Source organism: Marinifilum sp. N1E240 (assembly GCF_009295825.1).
Classification (GTDB): domain Bacteria; phylum Bacteroidota; class Bacteroidia; order Bacteroidales; family Marinifilaceae; genus Marinifilum_A; species Marinifilum_A sediminis.
Genome location: NZ_WHKF01000003.1, coordinates 337734 through 359878, shown reverse-complemented (window position 1 = coordinate 359878; position 22145 = coordinate 337734). Strand labels below are relative to the sequence as shown.

14 protein-coding genes and 1 other RNA gene are annotated in these 22145 nt (G+C 33.9%); 12 read left to right on the top strand and 3 right to left on the bottom strand.

Annotated features, from left to right (window positions below):
• The first annotated feature begins 26 nt into the window (after window positions 1-26).
• The gene (locus tag GCQ56_RS10550; protein WP_152734428.1) at window positions 27-2654 is read left to right on the top strand and encodes a glycoside hydrolase family 2 TIM barrel-domain containing protein; all 2628 of its coding nucleotides are present in this window, start codon (window positions 27-29) and stop codon (window positions 2652-2654) included.
• A gap of 16 nt (window positions 2655-2670) precedes the next feature.
• Entirely contained in the window at window positions 2671-4242 is a 1572-nt protein-coding gene (locus GCQ56_RS10545) for a sulfatase (RefSeq protein ID WP_152734427.1), read from the top strand.
• 64 nt (window positions 4243-4306) lie between these two features.
• On the opposite strand, the gene ssrA is transcribed toward GCQ56_RS10545, so the two are convergent.
• Window positions 4307-4708: a transfer-messenger RNA gene (gene ssrA, locus GCQ56_RS10540) on the bottom strand.
• Between the two features lie 249 nt (window positions 4709-4957).
• Here ssrA and GCQ56_RS10535 point away from each other — a divergent pair.
• A complete protein-coding gene (locus GCQ56_RS10535) occupies window positions 4958-6190 on the top strand; it encodes an NAD(P)-dependent oxidoreductase (RefSeq protein WP_152734426.1) in 1233 nt (410 codons plus the stop codon).
• 41 nt (window positions 6191-6231) lie between these two features.
• Here the strand turns inward: GCQ56_RS10535 and rpe are convergent, their stop codons facing one another.
• Both rpe and GCQ56_RS10525 read right to left on the bottom strand, forming a co-directional pair.
• Window positions 6232-6882 (bottom strand): ribulose-phosphate 3-epimerase, encoded by a 651-nt coding sequence (gene rpe / locus GCQ56_RS10530; RefSeq protein WP_152734425.1) that lies wholly within the window; start codon window positions 6880-6882, stop codon window positions 6232-6234.
• Window positions 6883-6998: 116 nt separating this feature from the next.
• Window positions 6999-7865: an RNA polymerase sigma factor RpoD/SigA gene (locus tag GCQ56_RS10525; protein WP_152734424.1), complete on the bottom strand. Its 867-nt coding sequence runs from the start codon at window positions 7863-7865 to the stop codon at window positions 6999-7001.
• 304 nt (window positions 7866-8169) lie between these two features.
• Between GCQ56_RS10525 and rho the strand changes: the two genes are divergently transcribed.
• The 9 genes from rho to GCQ56_RS10480 all read left to right on the top strand — a co-directional run bounded on the left by rho (window position 8170) and on the right by GCQ56_RS10480 (window position 22041).
• Entirely contained in the window at window positions 8170-9915 is a 1746-nt protein-coding gene (gene rho / locus GCQ56_RS10520) for a transcription termination factor Rho (RefSeq protein WP_152734423.1), read from the top strand.
• A gap of 298 nt (window positions 9916-10213) precedes the next feature.
• A complete protein-coding gene (locus GCQ56_RS10515; RefSeq protein ID WP_152734422.1) occupies window positions 10214-11401 on the top strand; it encodes an ATP-binding protein in 1188 nt (395 codons plus the stop codon).
• A 60-nt stretch (window positions 11402-11461) separates the two neighbouring features.
• The gene (gene nifJ / locus GCQ56_RS10510) at window positions 11462-15001 is read left to right on the top strand and encodes a pyruvate:ferredoxin (flavodoxin) oxidoreductase (RefSeq protein ID WP_152734421.1); all 3540 of its coding nucleotides are present in this window, start codon (window positions 11462-11464) and stop codon (window positions 14999-15001) included.
• Between the two features lie 1090 nt (window positions 15002-16091).
• Window positions 16092-16295, top strand: coding sequence for a hypothetical protein (locus GCQ56_RS10505; protein ID WP_152734420.1), 204 nt, complete (start codon window positions 16092-16094; stop codon window positions 16293-16295).
• A 236-nt stretch (window positions 16296-16531) separates the two neighbouring features.
• The gene (locus GCQ56_RS10500; RefSeq protein ID WP_193323764.1) at window positions 16532-17659 is read left to right on the top strand and encodes a lanthionine synthetase C family protein; all 1128 of its coding nucleotides are present in this window, start codon (window positions 16532-16534) and stop codon (window positions 17657-17659) included.
• 51 nt (window positions 17660-17710) lie between these two features.
• A complete protein-coding gene (locus tag GCQ56_RS10495) occupies window positions 17711-17926 on the top strand; it encodes a hypothetical protein (protein ID WP_152734418.1) in 216 nt (71 codons plus the stop codon).
• Between the two features lie 57 nt (window positions 17927-17983).
• Window positions 17984-20200, top strand: coding sequence for a lantibiotic dehydratase family protein (locus GCQ56_RS10490; RefSeq protein ID WP_152734417.1), 2217 nt, complete (start codon window positions 17984-17986; stop codon window positions 20198-20200).
• 9 nt (window positions 20201-20209) lie between these two features.
• Window positions 20210-21073 (top strand): thiopeptide-type bacteriocin biosynthesis protein, encoded by an 864-nt coding sequence (locus GCQ56_RS10485; protein WP_152734416.1) that lies wholly within the window; start codon window positions 20210-20212, stop codon window positions 21071-21073.
• Window positions 21074-21606: 533 nt separating this feature from the next.
• On the top strand, window positions 21607-22041 hold the full coding sequence (locus GCQ56_RS10480) for a hypothetical protein (protein ID WP_152734415.1): 435 nt from the start codon (window positions 21607-21609) through the stop codon (window positions 22039-22041).
• Window positions 22042-22145: the final 104 nt, after the last annotated feature.

The window sequence follows — 22145 nt, the reverse complement described above, 5'->3', positions numbered from 1 at the left end:
TTAAGATCTATTTTAATATTGAAAGCATGAGTAGAATTATTCTAATATCACTTTTATTTGTTTTTAATTATCATTTGTGTAATGCATTTCATTCCTATACAATTAATGAAAATTGGCAATTTGCTTTAGAGGGAAAATCTTGGAGAAGTGTGAATTTGCCACATACCTGGAATGCGAAAGATGCATTTGATGATGAAGCCTATTATCGTGGAACAGGTATTTATAAAAAAGAACTTCATATTCATGCATCGCAGCTTCAAAAGGAATTGTTTATTCAATTCGATGGTGTTAATGCTTTCGCAGATTTATTCATCAATGATCAATTTGTTGGTCAGCATAAAGGTGGTTACACTGCATTTAGGTTTGATATATCAAATTTTGTGCACGAAGGAGTGAATCACATTCGAATGATTGTAAATAACGAATTTAACACTAACTATCCTCCTTTGGATGGAGATTTTACCATGTTTGGAGGTATATATCGCGATGTACAAATTATTGAAACCCATAAACTTCATATAGATTTGGATAATTTGGCATCATCAGGCGTTTTTATTAGCCAGAAGAATGTAGGAGAGAAAAGTGCCGACATTATCATCAAAACCAAGCTGGTTAATAAAAATCAATTTTCACATACACTTGAATTAAGAGCCAGAATATTAGATGCCAAGAATAATGTGGTATCCACTTTCTTAAAAAAAATAAAGGTAAAGGCTAAGGATAAGGTTGATGTAGAAGGTAAATTTTCTTCTTTGAAAAATCCTCAATTGTGGTCGCCCGATCATCCTTATTTGTACAAAGTAGTTGTTGAAATTTTCGATGAAAAAAATCATGAACTAGATAGTAGAATTGAACCCCTAGGAGTTCGTTGGTTTTCGGTCAATGCTGAAAATGGCTTCTACTTGAACGGACAGCCATTAAAATTGATTGGTGTGAATCGCCACCAGGATTTCTCAGGTTATGGAAATGCTGTACCTGATGCAGTACACCTGAAAGATTTACAACTGATAAAAGATATGGGGAGTAATTTTTTGCGTATTGCTCATTATCCGCAGGACAGAATTGTTCTTGAGGAGTGCGACCGTTTAGGTTTATTGTGTTGTGTAGAGGTTCCTTTAAACAATAGGAATAATGTATTCTCAGACGAATATTGGAGTAATACAATGTTACGTCAGAGGGAGATGGTACGTCAATCTTTCAATCATCCATCTATAGTAATATGGGCTATGCTAAACGAATGTTTGCTGCGTACTAAACTGAGACCTCCATTCGATCCAGAAAATGTCTATCTCAAAAAAACGGGAGAATTTGCAGCAGCTATTAATACTTTACTAAAAGAGGAAGATCCCGATCGCTTGACTATGATTGTGAATAGTGAAAAACCAGCTATTCATCTTGCAGCAGGAACAGGATTTACCCCTGATATTATTGGTTGGAACTTGTATCACTGTTGGTATGGAGAAGAAAAGTTTGATTATTCATTGAATAAATTTATTACTCGAATGCATCAGGAGTTCCCTGGCAAAGGATTGATGATCACAGAATATGGAGCTGGAGCAGATCCACGAATCAGTTGTGAAGATCCGCATCGATGGGATTTTAGTCGCGAGTATCAGATAAAAGTGCATAAACATTTTATGGAAACCATTCTAAAAAGAGAGGATGTAATGGGTGGAGCAGTATGGAATTTTGCAGATTTTGCATCGGGTGTTCGCCAGGATACCGATCCTAATATCAATTCAAAAGGATTGATGACCAATGATAGAATTGCTAAGGATGCCTATCATTATTACTATGTTTTGTTGTCTGATAAACCTATTGTTCGTATTGCTTCGCGTGAGTTTAAAAAACGAATAGGTATTGAGAATAATTCCGGGGCTGAGGTATGTAATCAAAAGATTGAAGTGTTTGGGAAAGGTGGGGAGATTACCCTCTTTAATAATGATCAGAAGATTGGTGTTAAATCGACAGATGAACATCATTCAGCTATATTTCAGGTTCCTTTTGTTGATGGATCGAACAGCTTGGTTGCTAAATGTGGAAATAAATCTGATGAAGTTGAGATTCAATTTAATCTAATACCAATCGATGCAGATAGGTTTAGAGGCAAGCTGAATATTTCTCTTGGAGATCATCGTCAGTTTATATCCAGGGAACCGGCTGGTGAATGTTATGTGCCTGAAAAGAAATATACCCTAGGAAGTTGGGGGTATATTGGAGGAGAGGCCATTATCAAAAATGGACTGCCATCGGTTGGTACGGCTTTAAACATATTTCACACACAAGATGATCCGGTTTACCAGAGCCATAGAGAAGGAATAAAAGAATTCCGTTTTGATGTACAGGATGGACGTTTTGAAGTTAGTCTTCTGTTTATGGAACCAAATACCAGGTTAAAAAGACAGCCATTGGTATATGAATTGATTAAGGGAACTAGTAACAAAAACACAAATGAAAAAAGGGTTTTTAACTTGTTGGTAAATGGACAGATCGTATTAAAGGACTTCAATATTTTGGAGAATGCCGGAGCTCGATCCGCAATTGAAAAAAAGATAGTTGTTCATGTGAAAGATAATAAAGGTATTACAGTGAAATTTGCACCTATTGAGGGAACAACAATACTGAGTGGAATAAGTTTAAGAAAAATCAGATAATTAAAAAATTCATTATATGAGATATTTTATTTGCATTGTTATATTGGTCTTACTTCTTTCTTGTGAAGAAAAAATCAAAGATAAACGTCCGAATATTCTGTTCATCATGTCAGATGATCATGCATATCAAGCTATTAGTGCATACAGTTCAGATCTTACGAAGACTCCAAATATTGATCGTATTGCATCCGAAGGAATTCGATTTACAAATGCATGTGTAACCAATTCAATATGCGCTCCATCGAGAGCTGTTATTCTGACAGGGAAACACAGTCATTTAAATGGAAAAATTGATAATCAGGTCCCATTTGACACGACACAGGTAACCTTTCCACAAATATTACAAAATGCAGGTTACCAAACTGCTATGTTCGGGAAGTTACATTTTGGAAACAATCCTAAAGGATTCGATCAGTTCAGAATTCTTGACGATCAGGGTAGTTATTATGCTCCTGATTTTTTCACAGCTCATGAAGGGAAAATTAATGTTACAGGTTATACTACCGATTTAATAACTGATATGACTATTGATTGGCTTGAAAAAGATCGTGATGACACTAAGCCTTTTTTATTGATGTATTTGCATAAAGCACCCCATAGGGAATGGTTTCCAGCTCCAAGACACCAGGCTGAGTATACATCAAAGACATTTAAGGAACCTGAGACTTTATTTGATCAGTTTGATAATCGCGGAACTGCCGCTCGAACTGCAGAGATGAATCTAGTAAAGCATATGAATTATGCTGGAGACTCTAAGATATATCCGGAAGTTATGGATGAATTGGGTATTCCTGAATACATGAAATGGGATAAATCTGCCTTCCTAAAAGAGTACAATCGAATGACTGATGAGGAGAGAGAATCATGGGATAAACATTATGGTCCAATTAATGAGAGATTTAAGAAAGAGTATCCGAATATGGATGAAACTTCCTTAATGCATTGGAGATACCAGCGATATATGCAAGATTACCTCGGATGTATTGCTGCTGTTGATGAAGGAGTGGGACGTGTATTGGATTATCTAGAGGAGAATAAATTGGATGAAAATACAATTGTTGTTTACACATCCGATCAAGGATTTTACTTGGGAGAACACGGATGGTTTGATAAGCGTTTTGCTTATAATGAATCCTTTAAAACACCATTGCTAATAAAATGGCCAAATGTGATAAAATCTGGAATCACAAATACTCAAATGGTGCAGAATTTAGACTTTGCACAAACTTTTCTTGAGGCTGCAGGAATTACACCTCCAGAAGATATGCAAGGAGAAAGTTTGTTGCCATTATTTAAAGGTCAATCAGAAGGATTTAGAGATGCAGTTTATTATCATTACTATGAATATCCATCAATTCATATGGTGAAACGTCATTATGCTATTGTTACTGAGGAATATAAATTAATACATTTCTATAATGATGTTGATGAATGGGAGCTATATGACAGGGAAAAAGATCCTAATGAAATTCATAATGTATTTGGTGATCCTGCTTATGAAGATGTTGTTAAAAACATGAAAAAGAGATTAATTGAGATTCAAAAATATTATAAAGATTTTGAAGGTTTGAAATATTCTGAACAATAAGTAATAGGAATTTGAAATAACATTACAAAAGCCCTTAAGTTAACAACTTAAGGGCTTTTATGTTATGTGGAGCTGCAGGGAATCGAACCCTGGTCCAAACATGCGACCAATAGGCTTTCTACACGCTTAGTGATTTATTAATTTTCGACCAAGGTTAGGGAAATCACACCCGAAGTCTTAGCTTATCTTCTAAATTTCGCCGATAACCCGAAGTAAATTATCAACTAACCTCGAATTGATAGCATCCAATTACTTACCGGAACAAGGTGGAACCATAAGCTGGATGTCTCGTCTCCACTCCTAGAGTGATGATGAAGCTTTAATCTACTATGATTCGATTAAGCAGCAAGAGCGTAGTTATTTTCGCCAATTAAAAAGTGTGAGATCCGATATTTACGAGCTGGAATCACAACGCTCGACATGCTTACATATCAATTCTACATGCTGTCAAAACCACGTCAGCCCCTAGAATTCATGCAAAATTAGTAAAAAACTATTCATTGCGTAAGCTTTTGGCTAGGAATTCACTTTTTATTTATCATCCAGCTGCTACATTCTTTACTATCAGTAAGTAGAAAATTGTTAAAATTTTAAATAAAATCCTTAAATCCGTTAAGAATTTATTAAATTAGAAGTACAAGCCCGAAACTATAGAAAATGAAGAGTATTAAAACTTTCATTTAAGCTTTATTACTCACACCTAAAAACGAGTTTAATGAAAAATAGAATTAGAGTAGGCGTACTTCGTGAAACAAAGAATCCACCAGATAGAAGAGTGGCAATACCGCCACAAACGGGATTGAAAGTATTAGATAAATATCCAAATGTTAGCATTTTTATTCAGCCAAGTGATATTAGATGTTATACCGATGCTGAGTATAGAGAACAAGGATACTTTTTAACTGAGGATTTACGAGAATGTGATATTCTAATTGGTGTAAAAGAAGTTAATATTCCCACTTTAATTCCTAATAAAACCTATTTGTTTTTTTCTCATACAGCAAAGGAACAGCCTCATAATAGAGAATTATTACGGCAAGCAATCAAGAGAAATATTACACTAATCGATTATGAATATCTAACTGATAAGAGCAATAAACGATTGGTAGCTTTTGGTCATTGGGCTGGAGTAGTTGGAGCATATAAGGCTTTGCGTGCAAGAGGGATGAGAACAGATTTTTTTGATTTGCCACCTGCTCGATCGTGCAAAGATATGTACGAAATGTATGAGCATTTGAAAAATATTACACTAAAACCGATTAAAATTTTGGTGACTGGTGGCGGTCGGGTGGCTAATGGTGCCATGCAAACTATTCGTACTTTAAATTTGAGAGAGGTAAGTGCGGTAGAGTTTTTAAATAATGATTATGCTGAACCTGTGGTTTGTCGAATTGATCCGGATCAGTACGTAGAAAGAATTGATGGTAGTGAATTTGATATGAATCATTTTTACCAGAATCCTGGTATGTATCGATCCACTTTTAAAAAATTTACCAGAGTTGCCGATTTATTCATTGCTTGTCATTATTGGGATCCAAAATCACCAAAATTTATAACTCCTGATGATTATAAAGAGGATGATTTTAACATATCAGTAATTGCAGATGTGAGTTGTGATATCAATGGACCCATTCCTTCCACTCTAAGACCATCGACAATTGCCTCCTCGTTTTACGGATACGATCGTTTTAACGAAGAAGAAACCATTCCTTTTGTTGATAAGAGAAATGTTACAGTTATGGCAGTAGATAATTTGCCTGGTGAATTGCCTCGTGATTCTTCAATAGATTTTGGAGAAGGGCTTTATGGGAATGTGTATAAGGCGTTGTTCGATGAGGATTCGGAAGGAATTCTGGAAAGAGCAACAATTACCAAAGCAGGAAAGTTGACGTCGAAGTTTTCTTATCTGCAAAGTTATTTGGAAGGAAAAGATGCAGTAACAGTATAGATAAAAAGACCAAATGAATTCATTTGGTCTTTCTGTTTGTCTTATAGTTTTTTCAAATCGGATATGGTTTCGCTTGGATTATTTGCTCCAAAAACAAAACTTCCGGCAACTAGAGCATCAGCGCCAGCCTCAACTAACTTTTTACCGGTTTCAGTATTTACGCCTCCATCAATTTCGATAATCGTATTAGCGTTTTGTTCGGCAATCATAGTTTTGAGCTGTCCAACTTTTTTATAAGTGTTCTCAATAAAACTCTGTCCACCAAATCCTGGATTTACACTCATAAGCAGAACTAAATCAAGATCAGCAATAATATCTTCAAGAACAGAAACAGGTGTATGTGGATTTAATGAAACACCAGCTTTCATTCCATGTTGTTTAATATTCTGAATAGTTCTGTGAAGATGAGTACAAGCTTCGTAATGAACAGTAAGGTAATCCGCTCCAGCTTTTTGAAATGCTTCTACATATCTGTCTGGATCTACGATCATTAAATGAATATCAAGAGGCTTGGTAGCAATCTTGTTTATCTGTTGCACAACTGGTAAACCGTAAGAAATGTTTGGAACAAAAACTCCATCCATAATGTCAAGGTGAAACCAGTCTGCTTGACTATTGTTAACCATCTCGATGTCAGCTTTTAGATTTGTAAAATCAGCTGCCAAAAGGGATGGTGAAATAATTGTTTGCATCGATTGTTTAGTATTAATTTTATATTTGGCGCAAAGATATAATTAAAAAAGGACAAGAGATGAAAATTAACATTTCAAAACTCTTATCCTTTTAATATCCTTAGTAGTTGTGTGATTTATTCTCCTAAATAGGTTTTTAGAATTTTACTTCTAAAGGTTGTTTTCATTCTTTTAATCGCCTTTTCTTTTATTTGGCGTACTCTTTCTCTGGTAAGCCCAAATTCTTTTCCAATTTCTTCCAGTGAGTAAGGAGGTTTGCTGTTTAATCCAAAGTACAAGCGGATAATGGAAGCTTCTCTTTTTGATAAGGTAGAAAGTGATCTTTCAATTTCTTTTCTTAAGGAGTCCCTAATTAAAGCTTTATCCGGACTTATCTCATCGTTACTTAATAAGATGTCGTACAAAGTATTTTCTTCGTCCGGATTGATTGGAGCATCCATAGAAACGTGTCTTCCGGAAGCTTTAAGTGCTTCTTTTACGTCTTTAGGGCTCATTTCTAAAATATTGGCAATTTCTTCAGCTGAAGGTTCACGCTGATATTCTTGCTCTAATTGAGAGAATGTTTTGTTAATTTTATTTATGGATCCAATTTTATTTAAAGGCAAACGAACAATTCTTGCCTGTTCGGCTAATGCCTGCAAAATAGATTGGCGAATCCACCAAACAGCATACGAGATGAACTTGAAACCACGAGTTTCATCAAATCGTTGGGCTGCTTTAATTAATCCTAAATTTCCTTCATTAATTAAATCCGGTAAACTAAGCCCTTGATTTTGGTATTGCTTAGAAACGGATACAACAAAACGTAGATTACATTTAATCAGTCGATCCAGAGCTTTTTTGTCTCCTTTTTTTATCAACCTGGCAAGTTTTACCTCCTCTTCCGCTGAAATTAGATCGACTTTTCCAATTTCATGCAGATACTTGTCAAGCGACGGAGTCTCTCTGTTTGTTACTTGTTTTGTAATTTTTAATTGTCTCATAGTGGGATTAAATGGTATTAAATGTTCAAGCCTAGCTTGTTCATTAATATTTAAATATAGCAAAATGATTTAAAAAATGAAATTGCTTGGAGATGTCATTTGTTAAAATTCAGTTATATAAATGTGATTAAAATCAATACAGTGATAAAACTGCGATTATTTTTTGCTAATTATAAGTAAATGTGTAATATTGCATTTGAATTCCGATTGATTCTTCTCATTTAGAGGTCGAAAGATCAGGTTCTGTATTATTCTAATACAATTCTATCTAAAACATTACCCAAAAAATATTAATAAATTTTTTATGTACGATATTCTTGAATTAAACAAGAAGCTTGTGCCTGAATTGCGAGAAATCGCTAAAGAACTCAAAATTAAAAAAATTGAGTCGTTCAAAAAGCAAGATTTAATTTATAAGATCCTTGACCAACAGGCAATTGTAGCTTCTGAAATGAAAACTTCTGAGAAAAAACCTACTCGTAAACGAGTTAAGAAGGCAGAAGGAGAGACAAAGGTTGAGGAAGATCAACCAAAATTGAAATTACGTAGAAGAAGAAAAACTGAGCAACCTGTTAAAGAGGTTGTGAAGGAAGCTGCTGCGCAAATTGAAAAAGTGGAAAAGGTTGAATCTCCTGTTAAGGAAAACAGAAGAGAACAGAAACCTGTTGAAGCGAAACAAAATTCTGAAAAGGAACAAGCTCCTGTTAAAAAAGAGGCACCTGTTAAAAAAGAAGTACCTGTGGCAAAGCAGGAAGAAAAGCCTGTTCAGGAAAAAGTTGAACGTCAGGAAAGACAAGAAAAACAAGAGCGTCCAGAGAGACAAGATCGTCAGGAAAGACCAGAAAGACCAGAAAGAGGAGATAGACAAGATAAATCCAATCAGAACAGAAAAAGATTCGATAAAAGAGAAAAGGAAAAGCTTTTCGAATTTGATGGAATCATAAACAGTTCTGGAGTTTTGGAGATCATGCCTGATGGATATGGTTTTCTTCGTTCGTCGGATTACAACTATTTGAATTCTCCAGATGATATTTACGTTTCTCAATCGCAAATTAAATTGTTTGGATTGAAAACTGGTGATACAGTTAATGGAACAATCCGTCCTCCTAAGGAAGGTGAAAAATATTTCCCATTAATTAAGGTTGCTAAAATTAATGGACGTTTGCCAGAGGTAATTCGCGATAGAGTTCCTTTTGATCATTTGACTCCTTTATTTCCTGATGAGAAATTTGAATTAACAGGAAAAGGAAGAAGTTCATTGTCGACCAGAGTTGTTGATATGTTCGCACCAATTGGTAAAGGGCAAAGAGGTTTGATTGTTGCACAGCCAAAAACTGGTAAAACAGTATTATTGAAAGAAGTTGCAAATGCAATTGCTGCCAATAATCCAGAAGCTTATATGATTATCCTTTTAATTGATGAGCGTCCTGAAGAGGTTACCGATATGGCTCGAAGTGTAAATGCTGAAGTTATTTCTTCAACATTTGATGAGCCTGCAGAACGTCACGTACGAGTAGCAAATATTGTTTTGGAAAAAGCAAAACGTATGGTAGAGTGTGGTCACGATGTTGTTATTCTTTTGGATTCAATTACTCGTTTAGCACGTGCTTACAATACTGTTTCTCCAGCATCAGGGAAAGTATTGTCGGGTGGTGTTGATGCCAATGCATTGCACAAGCCTAAGCGTTTCTTTGGAGCTGCTCGTAATATTGAGCACGGAGGTTCGTTAACAATTTTAGCTACTGCTTTAACTGAAACTGGTTCTAAGATGGATGAGGTAATCTTCGAAGAATTTAAGGGAACAGGTAATATGGAACTTCAGCTTGACCGTAAGTTGTCTAACAAACGTATTTACCCAGCTGTTGATATTACAGCCTCAAGTACTCGTCGTGAAGATCTTTTATTGGATGAAGCACAGTTGAACCGTATTTGGGTTCTTCGAAACTTCTTAACGGATATGAATTCGGTAGAAGCTATGCAGTTTATTAGCGATAGAATGCGTAAAACCCGTTCAAATGAAGAGTTCTTAATTTCGATGAACGATAAGTAGGAAAGATATTTCCATAGAAATATAAAGGCAGTAGGTTTTAAACCTACTGCCTTTTTTTTGTCAGTTTACCCTGTATAATGGTGTTGTTGGATATTAAGGAGGAGTCAGAATTGAACAAATTAAAATATATTAAATATTATTTTAGCAATCTGAAAACGTACTCATCAATAGCTTGTTAATGTTTTTTTGTATCTTATTTTAAATAAGTATAAATTGCAAAAACTGAATCGTTTTGTAATCTCTAGATAGCAAAAGTAAGCTATAATTCTATACATTTGCGAAGTAAATTCGATAAAATATGAACACCTTACTACAGACTCACAACAGTTTGTTGAAAAATAAAAAGAGTAACATTAGACGAGAGTTGGCTGATCAAATTGATTGGTCCCAACGTTTGATTGCTATTAAAGGTGCCAGAGGTGTAGGTAAAACTACATTCCTGCTGGATTATATTCGTGAACACTGTGCTAACGATAAAACTTGTTTGTATATAAATATGAACAATCTCTTTTTTACTGAAAGAGGTTTGGTTTCATTTGTTGATGAGTTTTATAAAAAGGGTGGTAAGTTATTGCTACTTGATCAAATTCATAAATATCCGGAATGGGCAGAGGATTTGAAAATTTGCTATGAGCAATATGAAGATCTTAAGATTATTTTTACAGGATCCTCAATTCTAAGAGTAAAAACCAACGAAATTTTAAAAAATTTCGTAAAGGTTTATTATTTGAATGGTTTATCGTTTAGAGAGTTTTTGAATTATGAAACTGGAAATAGATTTACGAGTTACACTTTAGAGGAGATTCTTGAGAATCATGAAGAAATAGTTGAGGATGTATTAAAAAAAGTACGTCCATTGGCTTATTTTAATGATTATTTGCAATATGGGTATTATCCTTGTTATCAGGAAGAAAAGAGCTTTATTGATAACTTGTTGAAAATCGTCAATTTGATGTTGGAGTTTGATATTACCTACTTGAATCAAATTGAATTGAAATATCTGCCAAAACTTAAGAAATTACTATATATAATATCCAGTAATGTGCCATTTCAACCTAATGTTAGTAAATTGGCAAATGAAGTTGAAACATCACGAGCTACAATCATGAATTATTTGCGCTATTTAAAGAATGCCAGATTAATTCGATTGTTAAATTCTAAAGAGAGTCAGAAAGATTCATCGAAGAAACCTAATAAGGTGTATTTACACAATACTAATCTTCTATATGCAATTTCTCCTGATAATATGGATGAAGCTAATTTACGTGAAACCTTTTTTTACAATCAGGTTGGACCGGGCAGAATGATTACGAGTACCGATATGGGACATTTCATGGTAAATGATAAATATAATTTTAACATTACTGGCAATTCGAATCCTACTGAATCAAAATTAAGAACAGAAGATTATTTTGAGGCAGCCGATATGATCGAACGCGGTGAAGGAAACAAAATTCCTTTGTGGTTGTTCGGTTTTTTGTATTAGAGAAATAAATAACAGAAATAAATTAAACTACCATTAATTAAAATTAATTGGAGGAGTAAAATGGCAAGAGAAAAAAAATTCATTACCTGTGACGGTAATGCTGCTGCAGCTCACGTAGCATATATGTTTAGTGAGGTATCTTGTATTTACCCAATCACACCATCTTCGCCTATGGCTGAAAATGTTGATGAATGGGCTGCGCAAGGTCGTAAGAATATTTTTGGTGAAACAGTACAGTTGGTAGAAATGCAATCAGAAGCTGGTGCAGCTGGTGCTGTTCACGGTGCATTACAAGCTGGTGCATTAACTACAACTTATACTGCATCTCAGGGATTATTGTTGATGATTCCTAACATGTATAAAATCGCTGGTGAGTTATTACCATGTGTATTTCATGTAAGTGCTCGTGCCCTTGCTGCACAGGCATTAAGTATTTTCGGTGATCACTCTGATGTATATTCTGCACGTCAGACTGGTTTCGCAATGTTGGCTTCAGGTTCAGTTCAGGAAGTAATGGATCTTTCTGCTGTATCTCACTTAACAGCTATCAAATCACGTGTTCCTTTCATGAATTTCTTCGATGGATTCCGTACTTCTCACGAAATTCAGAAAATCGAAGCTATCGATATGGAAGATATGAAAGAACTTGTAGACCAAGAGGCTCTTCAGGCTTTCCGTGATCGTGCATTGAACCCAGAAACTCCTGTAACAAGAGGTACTGCTCAGAATCCTGATGTATACTTCCAGGCTCGTGAAGCTGCTAACCCATTTTACGATGCGGTTCCAGATATCGTAGCTGACTACATGAAAGAAATTACAAAACTTACTGGTCGTGAGTACAAGCCTTTCGTTTACTATGGTGCTGAAGATGCTGAGAACATCATCATCGCAATGGGATCTGTAAATGAAACTATTAAAGAGGCTGTTGATTTCAAAATCGCAAAAGGTGAAAAAGTAGGTTTAGTATGTGTACACCTATATCGTCCTTTCTCAGCTAAGCATTTCTTAAGCGTTGTACCTAAATCAGTAAAACGTATTTGTGTACTTGATCGTACTAAAGAGCCAGGTGCTAACGGTGATCCTATGTATCTTGATGTAAGAGAAATTTTCTATGGAACAGAGAATGCTCCAATGGTAATTGGTGGTCGTTATGGTTTAGGTTCTAAAGAAGTAACTCCATCTCAGATTGTTGCTGTATACAAGAACTTAGGAATGAACGAGCCTAAGAATCAATTTACTTTAGGTATTGTTGATGATGTTACATTCAAATCTCTTCCATTATTGCCAGAGGTTAAGATGAACTCAGAGTCTCTTTACGAAGCTAAATTTTATGGTCTAGGTTCTGATGGTACTGTTGGAGCTAACAAAAACTCAATCAAAATTATTGGTGGATCAACTGATAAGTATTGTCAAGCTTATTTCGCTTACGATTCAAAAAAATCAGGTGGATTTACAGCTTCTCACCTTCGTTTTGGTGATGAGCCTATCCGTTCAACATATTTAGTAACTACTCCTGACTTCGTTGCATGTCATGTTCCTGCTTACGTATATCTTTACGATGTATTAAAAGGATTGAAAAAAGGTGGTTCTTTCTTATTGAACTCTATTTATGATGCTGAAGAGACGATTAAGCATCTTCCTAATGGCATGAAAAAGTACTTGGCTGAAAATGAGATTAAATTCTACATTATCAACGGTACTAAATTGGGTGAAGAGCTTGGTCTTGGTAATCGTACGAATACTATTATGCAGGCTGCTTTCTTTAAAATCACTAACGTGATTCCTTTCGAGCAAGCTGCTGAAGAGATGAAGAAAGCGATTGTTAAGTCTTATGGTATCAAAGGAGAAAAAGTTGTTAACATGAACTTCGCGGCTGTTGATGCAGGTGGAGAAAATGTTGTTGAAGTGGCTGTTTCTGCTGACTGGAAAAACTTAAAAGATGAGGTTGCTGCTGATGCTGCTAACGATCGTCCTGAGTTTATCACTAAGGTTGTTGATCCAATGAACGCTCAAAAAGGTGATGATCTTGCAGTTTCTACATTCACAGGTCGTGAAGATGGTACTTTCCCTGCTGGAACAACAAAGTTCGAGAAGCGTGGTATTGCTGTTAACGTTCCTGAGTGGAAAGAAGAAACTTGTATTCAGTGTAACCAGTGTGCTTACGTTTGTCCTCATGCTGCTATCCGTCCTTTCTTATTAACTGATGAGGAATTAGCTTCAGCTCCTGCAGGAACTGCTGTTAAGCCTGCAACAGGAAAAGATCTTAAAGGATTACATTTCCGTATTCAGGTTGCTGTTGAAGACTGTACTGGTTGTGGTAACTGTGCTGATATTTGTCCTGCTCCTAAGGAGAAAGCTTTGGTTATGGAACATTTGGAAACTCAAACTGCTGAGAAAGAAAGATGGCACTATATGGACCAAACAGTTGGTTACAAAGAATTGCTACCTAAAAACAATGTGAAGAACTCACAATTTGCTCAGCCATTATTTGAGTTCTCTGGAGCTTGTGCTGGTTGTGGTGAGACTCCATATATCAAATTAATCACTCAATTATTCGGCGAGAGAATGATGGTTGCAAATGCAACAGGTTGTTCTTCTATTTACGGTGGATCTGCTCCTGCAACTCCATACTGTAAGAACGATAAGAGTGGTAAAGGTCCAGCTTGGGCTAATTCATTATTCGAAGACAACGCTGAGTTTGGTTTCGGTATGAACGAAGGTGTTCGCAAGATGCGTGACCGTATTGCTCTTCGCATGGAAGGTGCTATGGACGCAGTGAACGCTGAATCTAAAGCTGCATTTACTGAGTGGTTAGAAAATAAAGATAACGGTGAAGCTTCTGTTGAAGCATCTGCTAAAGTTGAAGCTGTATTAGCTAACGAAACACATGCTGTTGCTAAAGAGATTCTTAGTCTTAAGAGTTACTTAATCAAGAAGTCACAGTGGATCTTCGGTGGTGACGGTTGGGCTTATGACATCGGATTCGGTGGATTAGATCACGTATTAGCTTCTGGTGAAGATGTAAATGTTTTGGTAATGGATACTGAGATTTACTCTAACACTGGTGGACAGGCTTCTAAAGCTACTCCAGTTGGTGCTGTTGCTAAATTTGCTGCTGCAGGTAAGCGTATCAGAAAGAAAGATCTAGGTATGATCGCTATTTCTTACGGATATGTTTATGTAGCTCAAGTTGCAATGGGAGCAAACCAAGCACAATACATGAAAGCTATCAAAGAAGCTGAGGCTTATCCAGGACCATCATTGATCATCGCTTATTCTCCATGTATTTCTCACGGATTGAAAGCATCTATGGGTAAATCACAAGCTGAAGAGAAGAAAGCTGTTGAAGCTGGATACTGGCAAATGTATCGTAACAACCCAGCATTAGAGAACGAAGGAAAGAACCCATTCACTCTTGATTCAAAAGAGCCTAAGTGGGAGAATTTCCAGGACTTCTTATTGGGTGAAGTACGTTATACTTCATTACAAAAATCATTCCCTGAGCAAGCAAAAGAATTATTTGCTGCTGCTGAAGAGAATGCAAAATGGAGATATAAGACATACAAGCGTCAAGCTGCCTTGGATTATTCAGAAAAGTAAATCAATTACAATAAATATGGAAACGCCCAACTCGAAAAAGTTGGGCGTTTTTTTTAATCCGATAATGATATTAATTCTTAGTAGTATCGCATAAAGTGTGTAAGTAAAGTAATATTATTTTTGCGAAGTCCTGTTTTTAGTTCAAAGGAAAAATTGGCATAAGTGATTGGAATAGGCATTGAATTATGAGCTCAATTATAATATTCTCTATAGTATTCTAGTTGATTGAATTAAAGCATCTTATCTGAGTAGAAAAATTGAAGTAAGGTTTGAAATATGTTGGATAGACTCATTTGATTTGGGATGAATTATAATACTATTGTTGATAGGTCTTTAAGAAGGAAGAGAAACTTAAATGAAGTTGAAAAATACTGTAGAAGGGAACTCTTATTTCGATATGGCAACTGATTTATTACTTCTTGCCAATTTAGGAAAAAATAATATAAAACCTTTGGAAGTATAATATTTCAATTTGAACGATCTTGGTAAAGCATTTAGTTAGATATCAGAATGCTTTTGGGAGAAAAATGAAAAACTAAAAAAAGAATTGGTAATGCATGACAGAGGCTATAATTATTTGAAGTGAGTTATGGATGTAATTCGTAATGTAAGTAAATTTGTGTTTTAGAATTACTCTAGACATAGAGGATTGTATCATAGTAGTATAATAAATGATAGCAAGCAACCTTTTGAAAACAACTAAACGGATCGTGTGCATTTTTGGAATGGTTTATTTAGTCTAAGGAATGGGCTTTACTGTCGGGAGAATATAAAAAGTGTCGGGACTTGTAGGTGAACTGATATCTCGAATGAAATGATTCTCATTAAACTTCTATATATATAAGATATTTACGTGGGTCTTTTTAAATTTATTTTTTACAGATGCAGTTTGAGTATTCGGGACAAATTTCCGGATTTCATATATTTACTAGAATAATGCTGTGAGGGTAAAATGCAGTTAATTATTATTACGAGATGAATTAATTGCAACATAAGAAATAAATATATTCATATATTTTAACAGTTTTCAGGGTTACTTTTTTATTATTTCAGGAATAAAGGAGTACTTTATTTAACTGAATGATATTATATGAAAATTACAGAACATCCCGAAATTATAGAGAGAGTACTTCAGCTTGTAGAAAGAAAAGCTACAGGAACACCATTACAGTTAGCAAATATGATGGGAGTATCCCAAAGGAATTTGTTTCGAATATTGGAGTACTTGAAGGATATTGGTTGGCCTATTAAGTACTCTAGATCTTTAAAATCTTATTTTTTAATTAAAATATAAGTAATCAGATTAATTTTTAAGAAAATCCCTCCCTGCCATTTTTGGCAGGGAGGGATTTTAGTTTTGTATAGAGAAGAATTCATAGTTTATGTGGATTACAGATATTTTAAATGTGGAGGGTGACTTTATAAGATAAGTAAGCCTTAATAAGTAGAATTTTGTAGGAAATGTGGAATTGTTTAGAAGGTTTAGATAAAGATAGGGTAAAGAGAAAGTTAAAACTTATAGCTGATGAATTGTATCAGAAAGATTCAAATTATTTTGGTCCTGGTTTAATGGGAGGTAATTCAGGAATAGCTTTATTCATGTATTATTATTATCAATATACAGGAGATAGTAAATATCTCAATAAATCACAGGAATTAATGCTTGAGGATTTTGAATATATTAATCATGGTGGTAAGTTAGGTACATTTGCAAGCGGAATTTCGGGTATACTCTATACTTTAGATGTTCTTCATGAAAAATTGGGTATTGATTTCAATAAAGATGAAATGTTTAGGCCTTTTGATAATTATTTATATCAGAAGATGAAAAGATGTTTGTTGGATAATAACTATGACTACCTGCATGGAGGATTAGGTTATTGCATGAAATTAGTTTTGGAACCAGCTTTTACAAAACCTTATTTAGAAGAATTAGTATCAATTATATATGCCAAGTTGAATCTAGGTATTCAAAATGGTTTATTACTACCAACACAAGATAGTAGAAATGGGCAAATGGTATCAAATTTTGGTTTGTCCCATGGTTTACCTAGTATAATTAGTATTACTACTGATTTATGTAAGCTGCATGTAAAAAGAAAAGAATCGAAAGAAATAGTGAAAATTTTAGTCGATTTTATTCTTTCCAATGTTCAAAATCCCTCGGTTGTGGGCTCTTATTTTCCTCTTTATTTGGGTGTTGATACAAATAAGCATAAAAGCAGATTAGCTTGGTGTTATGGAGATATGGGAGTTGCTATGGCTCTATTAAAAGCAGGTATGACCTTAGGAGATCAAGAGCTTGTGAAAAAATCAGTTTCAATTTTAACGTATTCAACAACACGAACAAATGTAGATGTTGAAATAGTAAGAGATGCTGGTCTTTGTCATGGCTCTGCAGGCTTAGCGCATATATTTTTGCGAGCCTATAATTATACAAATAATGCTGAATTAAGGAAAGCAGCTGAATATTGGGTGGATGTAACACTCAACTTTTCAAAAGAAACCAATAAATCAGCAAATTATTTGGCTTATAAACCAAATGGCACAGTTAAAGAATTTGGTTTTTTAGAAGGGATTTCTGGAATAGGTTTGGTCTTAATTTCAGCGATTTCAAATATTGAACCAGACTGGGATTCAGTACTATTGATTAGTTAGAAAGCGTATGCCGAAAAGCTTTTAGAGTAGGTGTAATATAAAATAAAAAAAATGAAGAAAGTAAAATTAACACTTAAGAAAGAGGTTATTTCAGATTTAGAATTGACTAATGTTACAGGTGGTGCATATGTTCAAACTGATGAATGTGTTGGGAAACCTCCAGCTACAGAAACAGGAAAAAATTGTGGAGAGCCGCCTGCAACAAGGTGGAGTATATGTCATGATAATTGTGGGCATACTCCTAATACTGGTTCTGGATTGATTTAATTTGTTGATCGTTAAAATTAAGAGAGTGTAAATCACTCTCTTTTTATTTTTATTAAGATGAATAACCCATACAAAGTTGTGGACGGTTTTGTGTATCGTCGTCATTTACTACCATTTAATTTTATTGAAGATATATTTAAAGATTATTCATTAGATAGGATAATAGATATATGTGCGGATAAAGTAATTCAAGAGGCAATTTTTATAGCTTCTCCAGATCTAATCTCCCAAATAAGAAAGTACAAAGGCAATCCAACACTATCGGAAAAGAAAAAAAATAAATTACTTACCTCTTTACTAAAGTATTTAATTAGAATTTCATCTAGATCTACGCCATTTGGTTTATTTGCAGGCTGTTGTTATGGTTCATTTTCAAATGTATCAAGCATTGAAATGGCTCCCATAGATCAGTTTAGGAGCTCAACCAGATTGGATACGCAATACTTATTTGAAATTTTTCTTGCTGCTCAAAAAAACAAGAGCATAAGAGAGAATTTAAAATTTCAGGTGAATTCTAGTCTTTATCGATTTGGTTCAGATTGGCGTTATATAGAATATACTCTTTCCGGAACAAAACGTAAGCATAGATTAATTGGTATAGAAGGTAATTTTTTATTTGAAAAACTATTTAATAACTCCAGAAGTTATATTTCATTTAAAGAGCTAGTGTCATTGGTGACAGAAGAAGATTATAGTCAAGAAGAAGCAGTAAATTATATTGAATTATTAATTGATAATCAGATTTTGATTTCAGAATTGGAATTATCTCTAACAGGAGAAGAATTTCTTATAATGCTCACTAAAGTATTGAAAAGAGTTGAGAAAAACACTCTTGGTGAGATGGTATCGGAGATAATAGTATTATTAGATAAAATTGACAAACAAACTATTGGTATTGATTTGGCTTGCTATACTGCAATTTCAGATAAGATAAAGTCCTTAAACATACCTTTTGATAGTCAATATTTATATCAAACAGATTTAAAATTAAAAAGTTTTAACTGTACATTAAATAAAATACTTAAGGAGCAAATTCTTGAGGGGTTTAAGGTTTTAGCAAAATTGAGCAGTAACTCTAAGAATAAAAAATTAGAAGAATTTAAAAATAAATTTTATCAGAGATATGAGGAAAGGGAGATGCCACTTCTTCATGTTTTGGATACTGATATCGGGATTAATTTTATTCAAAATGGGAATTCATCAGTAAGTGATCTTAATCCATTAGTTGACGACATAGATCTTAATTTGGGAATAAATAATGGAAATGAGATACAAATTAATGATTGTAGTTTATTGTTGCAGAATAAAATTACTGTTGCTAATAAAACTAACCAAATAGAAATAATTTTAACTGATTCCGACTTAAATAATCTAAAATACGATTATCATGACCTGCCAGACTCGATGTCAACAATGGTTGAATTATATAGAAAAGATGATGATATGGAGATCTTTATGAATAATATTGGAGGTTCAAGTGGAGTAAACTTATTAGGAAGATTTACAGCGAGTAATCCAGATATTAGGAAGCATGTTGAATCTATAGCAAATACCGAAGAAAGTTTGAATGAAGGCAAAATTATTGCTAGTATAGTTCATATACCTGAATCCAGAACTGGAAATATTTTACAAAGGTCAAAGATTAGAAGTTTTGAAATACCTTTTTTGGCTAATTCAAGTGTAGAGTCTGACAAAGTGATTGAATTAGACGATATAACAATATCGGTTAAATATGGTAAGTATATTATTTTAAAATCAAAAAAGTATGGAAAGGAAATTATTCCTAGATTGGATACTGCTCATAATTATATGAATAGATCTTTACCCATCTATGAATTTCTTTGTCATATGCAAACTAATAATCTAAGAAATGGAGTTGGTTTTAACTGGAGAGGTTTAGAATCTTTATACAAATTTTTACCAAGAGTAAAGTATAAGAATATAATTTTAAGTTTTGCTTCCTGGTCAATATCTGGTGATGACCTAAAAAAAATTGTTAATGAGAAGAATGAGAGTTTATTGGGAAATCAAATGAGTTCTTTTTTGGAGCGAAATAATATGCCTGATGAATTATTATTAGTGGAAGGGGATAACGAGTTATATTTTGATTTTAAAAATACAAACAGCATAAAACTTTTTATAGAAATTGTGAGAAGAAAAAAACATATTAGATTAGTGGAGTTGTATTTTTCTGAAAAACGAGCTTTAGAAAATACAATTTGTGGATCCTATAGAAGTCAGTTGGTATTTACTCTAGTAAAAGATAAATTATAATTTATTGGAATGAAAAGATTATTTGTACCTGGTGAAGAGTGGGTTTATTACAAAATTTATACAGGAGTTAAAAGTTCTGATAATATTCTAATTAATTATATTCTTCCTCTTAGTAAAAAACTTACCGATCTTAAAATAATTAAAAAGTGGTTTTTTATTAGATATGCCGATCCAGATGAGCATCTAAGAGTCCGATTTTTATTGTCAAATATATCCAATTTTGGAGTCGTTGTTAGTGAGATAAATCTATCTTTAAAGAGTTTAATTGAGGATGATATAATATGGGATATTAAACTAGATTCCTACAAAAGAGAACTTGAAAGGTATGGAGCAAATTGCTTTCCTATTTATGAAGATATTTTTTATGTAGATAGTAGTTTTATTCTCAGGTTTTTGAAAGAATTGCTAGAGGAGCGATATTTGCCATATTTAGGTATTCGAATTATTGATACTTTTTTATCTGAGTTTAAGTTAAGCGATAAGGACAAAATTGAATTTTTAGAACTGTGGTTTAATGGTTTAGGAAAAGAGTTTGGTTATGATAGAAATTTGAAGATTCAATTGGATAAGAAGTTTAGGAAAATGCGTAAGGAGATTGACTTACTCTTTGATAATTCTATGTGGCCTGAAAACTTTCGGAATATGTTGGATTTATACACTAAAGAGATACGTAGTGGCGTTAATGAATTGATGATTAACTCTTTAAGTAAAAAGGAGAAAATTTCTATTATTAATAGTCTTTGCCATATGGCAATTAACAGACTGTTTAGATCTAAGCAAAGGTTGAGTGAGTTTGTTATTTATGGATTAATGATAAAAATGTTAAAAAGTAATTTAAAGAAGAAATCAAATCTTGAATTGATAAACAAGTAATAATTTTTTAGTTTAACGTGTAATCCTAAATTACATTTTGCGTGTAGTGAAGTAGGATACTATCTTTATTTTATTCAAAGAATGAATTGTTGTATAATGTATTCTATCATGTTCTATGTAATAGTGTAACATTCGGTGTAGACTCTTAATATAAGTATATTTAATATTATTACTATAACAATTTTTCACTTAATGTTTAATATAAATCAGTCGCTACATGATAAGTTGTAAATAACCCATGGGTGTGTTTTTTTAATCTTGCCAAGGCTTTAGAAAGTGTTGGGATGAATAATAAGGAGTTCGAATTTCTTTCAAACAAAAGAATCATTTGCTGCTGCTTTCATAAATAAATCGATTTTCTGTCAACTTATTTCAGGACGGGACACTATATAAAATACAGGGATTCCAATTTTGGAATCCCTTTTTTTATGCGCTAATGTCATTTATGCGACAATTATTTCGTGTATTAAGCTTTATCTTTTATTGTGAAATGGTAGGTATTAGAATTTAGGAAGATGAAGAAATTAATTTACATGTTCGCGATTTTATTCTCTTTTGCCATCTACTCTTGTAGTAGTGGAGGAGATGATGATGGTATGTCACCAAGCCCTGAGCCAGATCCAGTGGCTGATTTTACTGTTCGCGCGGCAACGAAAACAGCTAACCATCCTTGGGCAAATCAAGGTCATTCGGTAGCTTTTACCATAAATGGAAACGAAGGTGTCACACTTAATTTGACGCGAGGTACAACATATGTTTTTGATATCAATACACCAAGCCATCCATTTTATATTAGTACCAATGATACAGGTGAAGGAGAAGGAGAAATAACTGATGGTGTAACAGGTGGCATGACTACAAATGGGACTTTAAGTTTTACGCCCAATTCTAACCATCCTGATATGCTCTATTATCAATGTTCAGTCCACCCTAATATGGGATATATAATTATCCTTACAGATCCTTAGATGAATAGAAAACTAAATAATTTAATCGATCCTATCAGAATAACTCCGGATCGAAAAGGCAGAATAATAAGTTGGTGGATCTTTTTATTCTGCCTTTCATATGA

Coding starts and splice junctions, on each gene's coding strand:
- GCQ56_RS10550 (WP_152734428.1), top strand. CDS start 27: ATGAGTAGAATTATTCTAATATCACTTTTATTTGTTTTTAATTATCAT.
- GCQ56_RS10545 (WP_152734427.1), top strand. CDS start 2,671: ATGAGATATTTTATTTGCATTGTTATATTGGTCTTACTTCTTTCTTGT.
- GCQ56_RS10535 (WP_152734426.1), top strand. CDS start 4,958: ATGAAAAATAGAATTAGAGTAGGCGTACTTCGTGAAACAAAGAATCCA.
- rpe (WP_152734425.1), bottom strand. CDS start 6,882: ATGCAAACAATTATTTCACCATCCCTTTTGGCAGCTGATTTTACAAAT.
- GCQ56_RS10525 (WP_152734424.1), bottom strand. CDS start 7,865: ATGAGACAATTAAAAATTACAAAACAAGTAACAAACAGAGAGACTCCG.
- rho (WP_152734423.1), top strand. CDS start 8,170: ATGTACGATATTCTTGAATTAAACAAGAAGCTTGTGCCTGAATTGCGA.
- GCQ56_RS10515 (WP_152734422.1), top strand. CDS start 10,214: ATGAACACCTTACTACAGACTCACAACAGTTTGTTGAAAAATAAAAAG.
- nifJ (WP_152734421.1), top strand. CDS start 11,462: ATGGCAAGAGAAAAAAAATTCATTACCTGTGACGGTAATGCTGCTGCA.
- GCQ56_RS10505 (WP_152734420.1), top strand. CDS start 16,092: ATGAAAATTACAGAACATCCCGAAATTATAGAGAGAGTACTTCAGCTT.
- GCQ56_RS10495 (WP_152734418.1), top strand. CDS start 17,711: ATGAAGAAAGTAAAATTAACACTTAAGAAAGAGGTTATTTCAGATTTA.
- GCQ56_RS10490 (WP_152734417.1), top strand. CDS start 17,984: ATGAATAACCCATACAAAGTTGTGGACGGTTTTGTGTATCGTCGTCAT.
- GCQ56_RS10485 (WP_152734416.1), top strand. CDS start 20,210: ATGAAAAGATTATTTGTACCTGGTGAAGAGTGGGTTTATTACAAAATT.
- GCQ56_RS10480 (WP_152734415.1), top strand. CDS start 21,607: ATGTTCGCGATTTTATTCTCTTTTGCCATCTACTCTTGTAGTAGTGGA.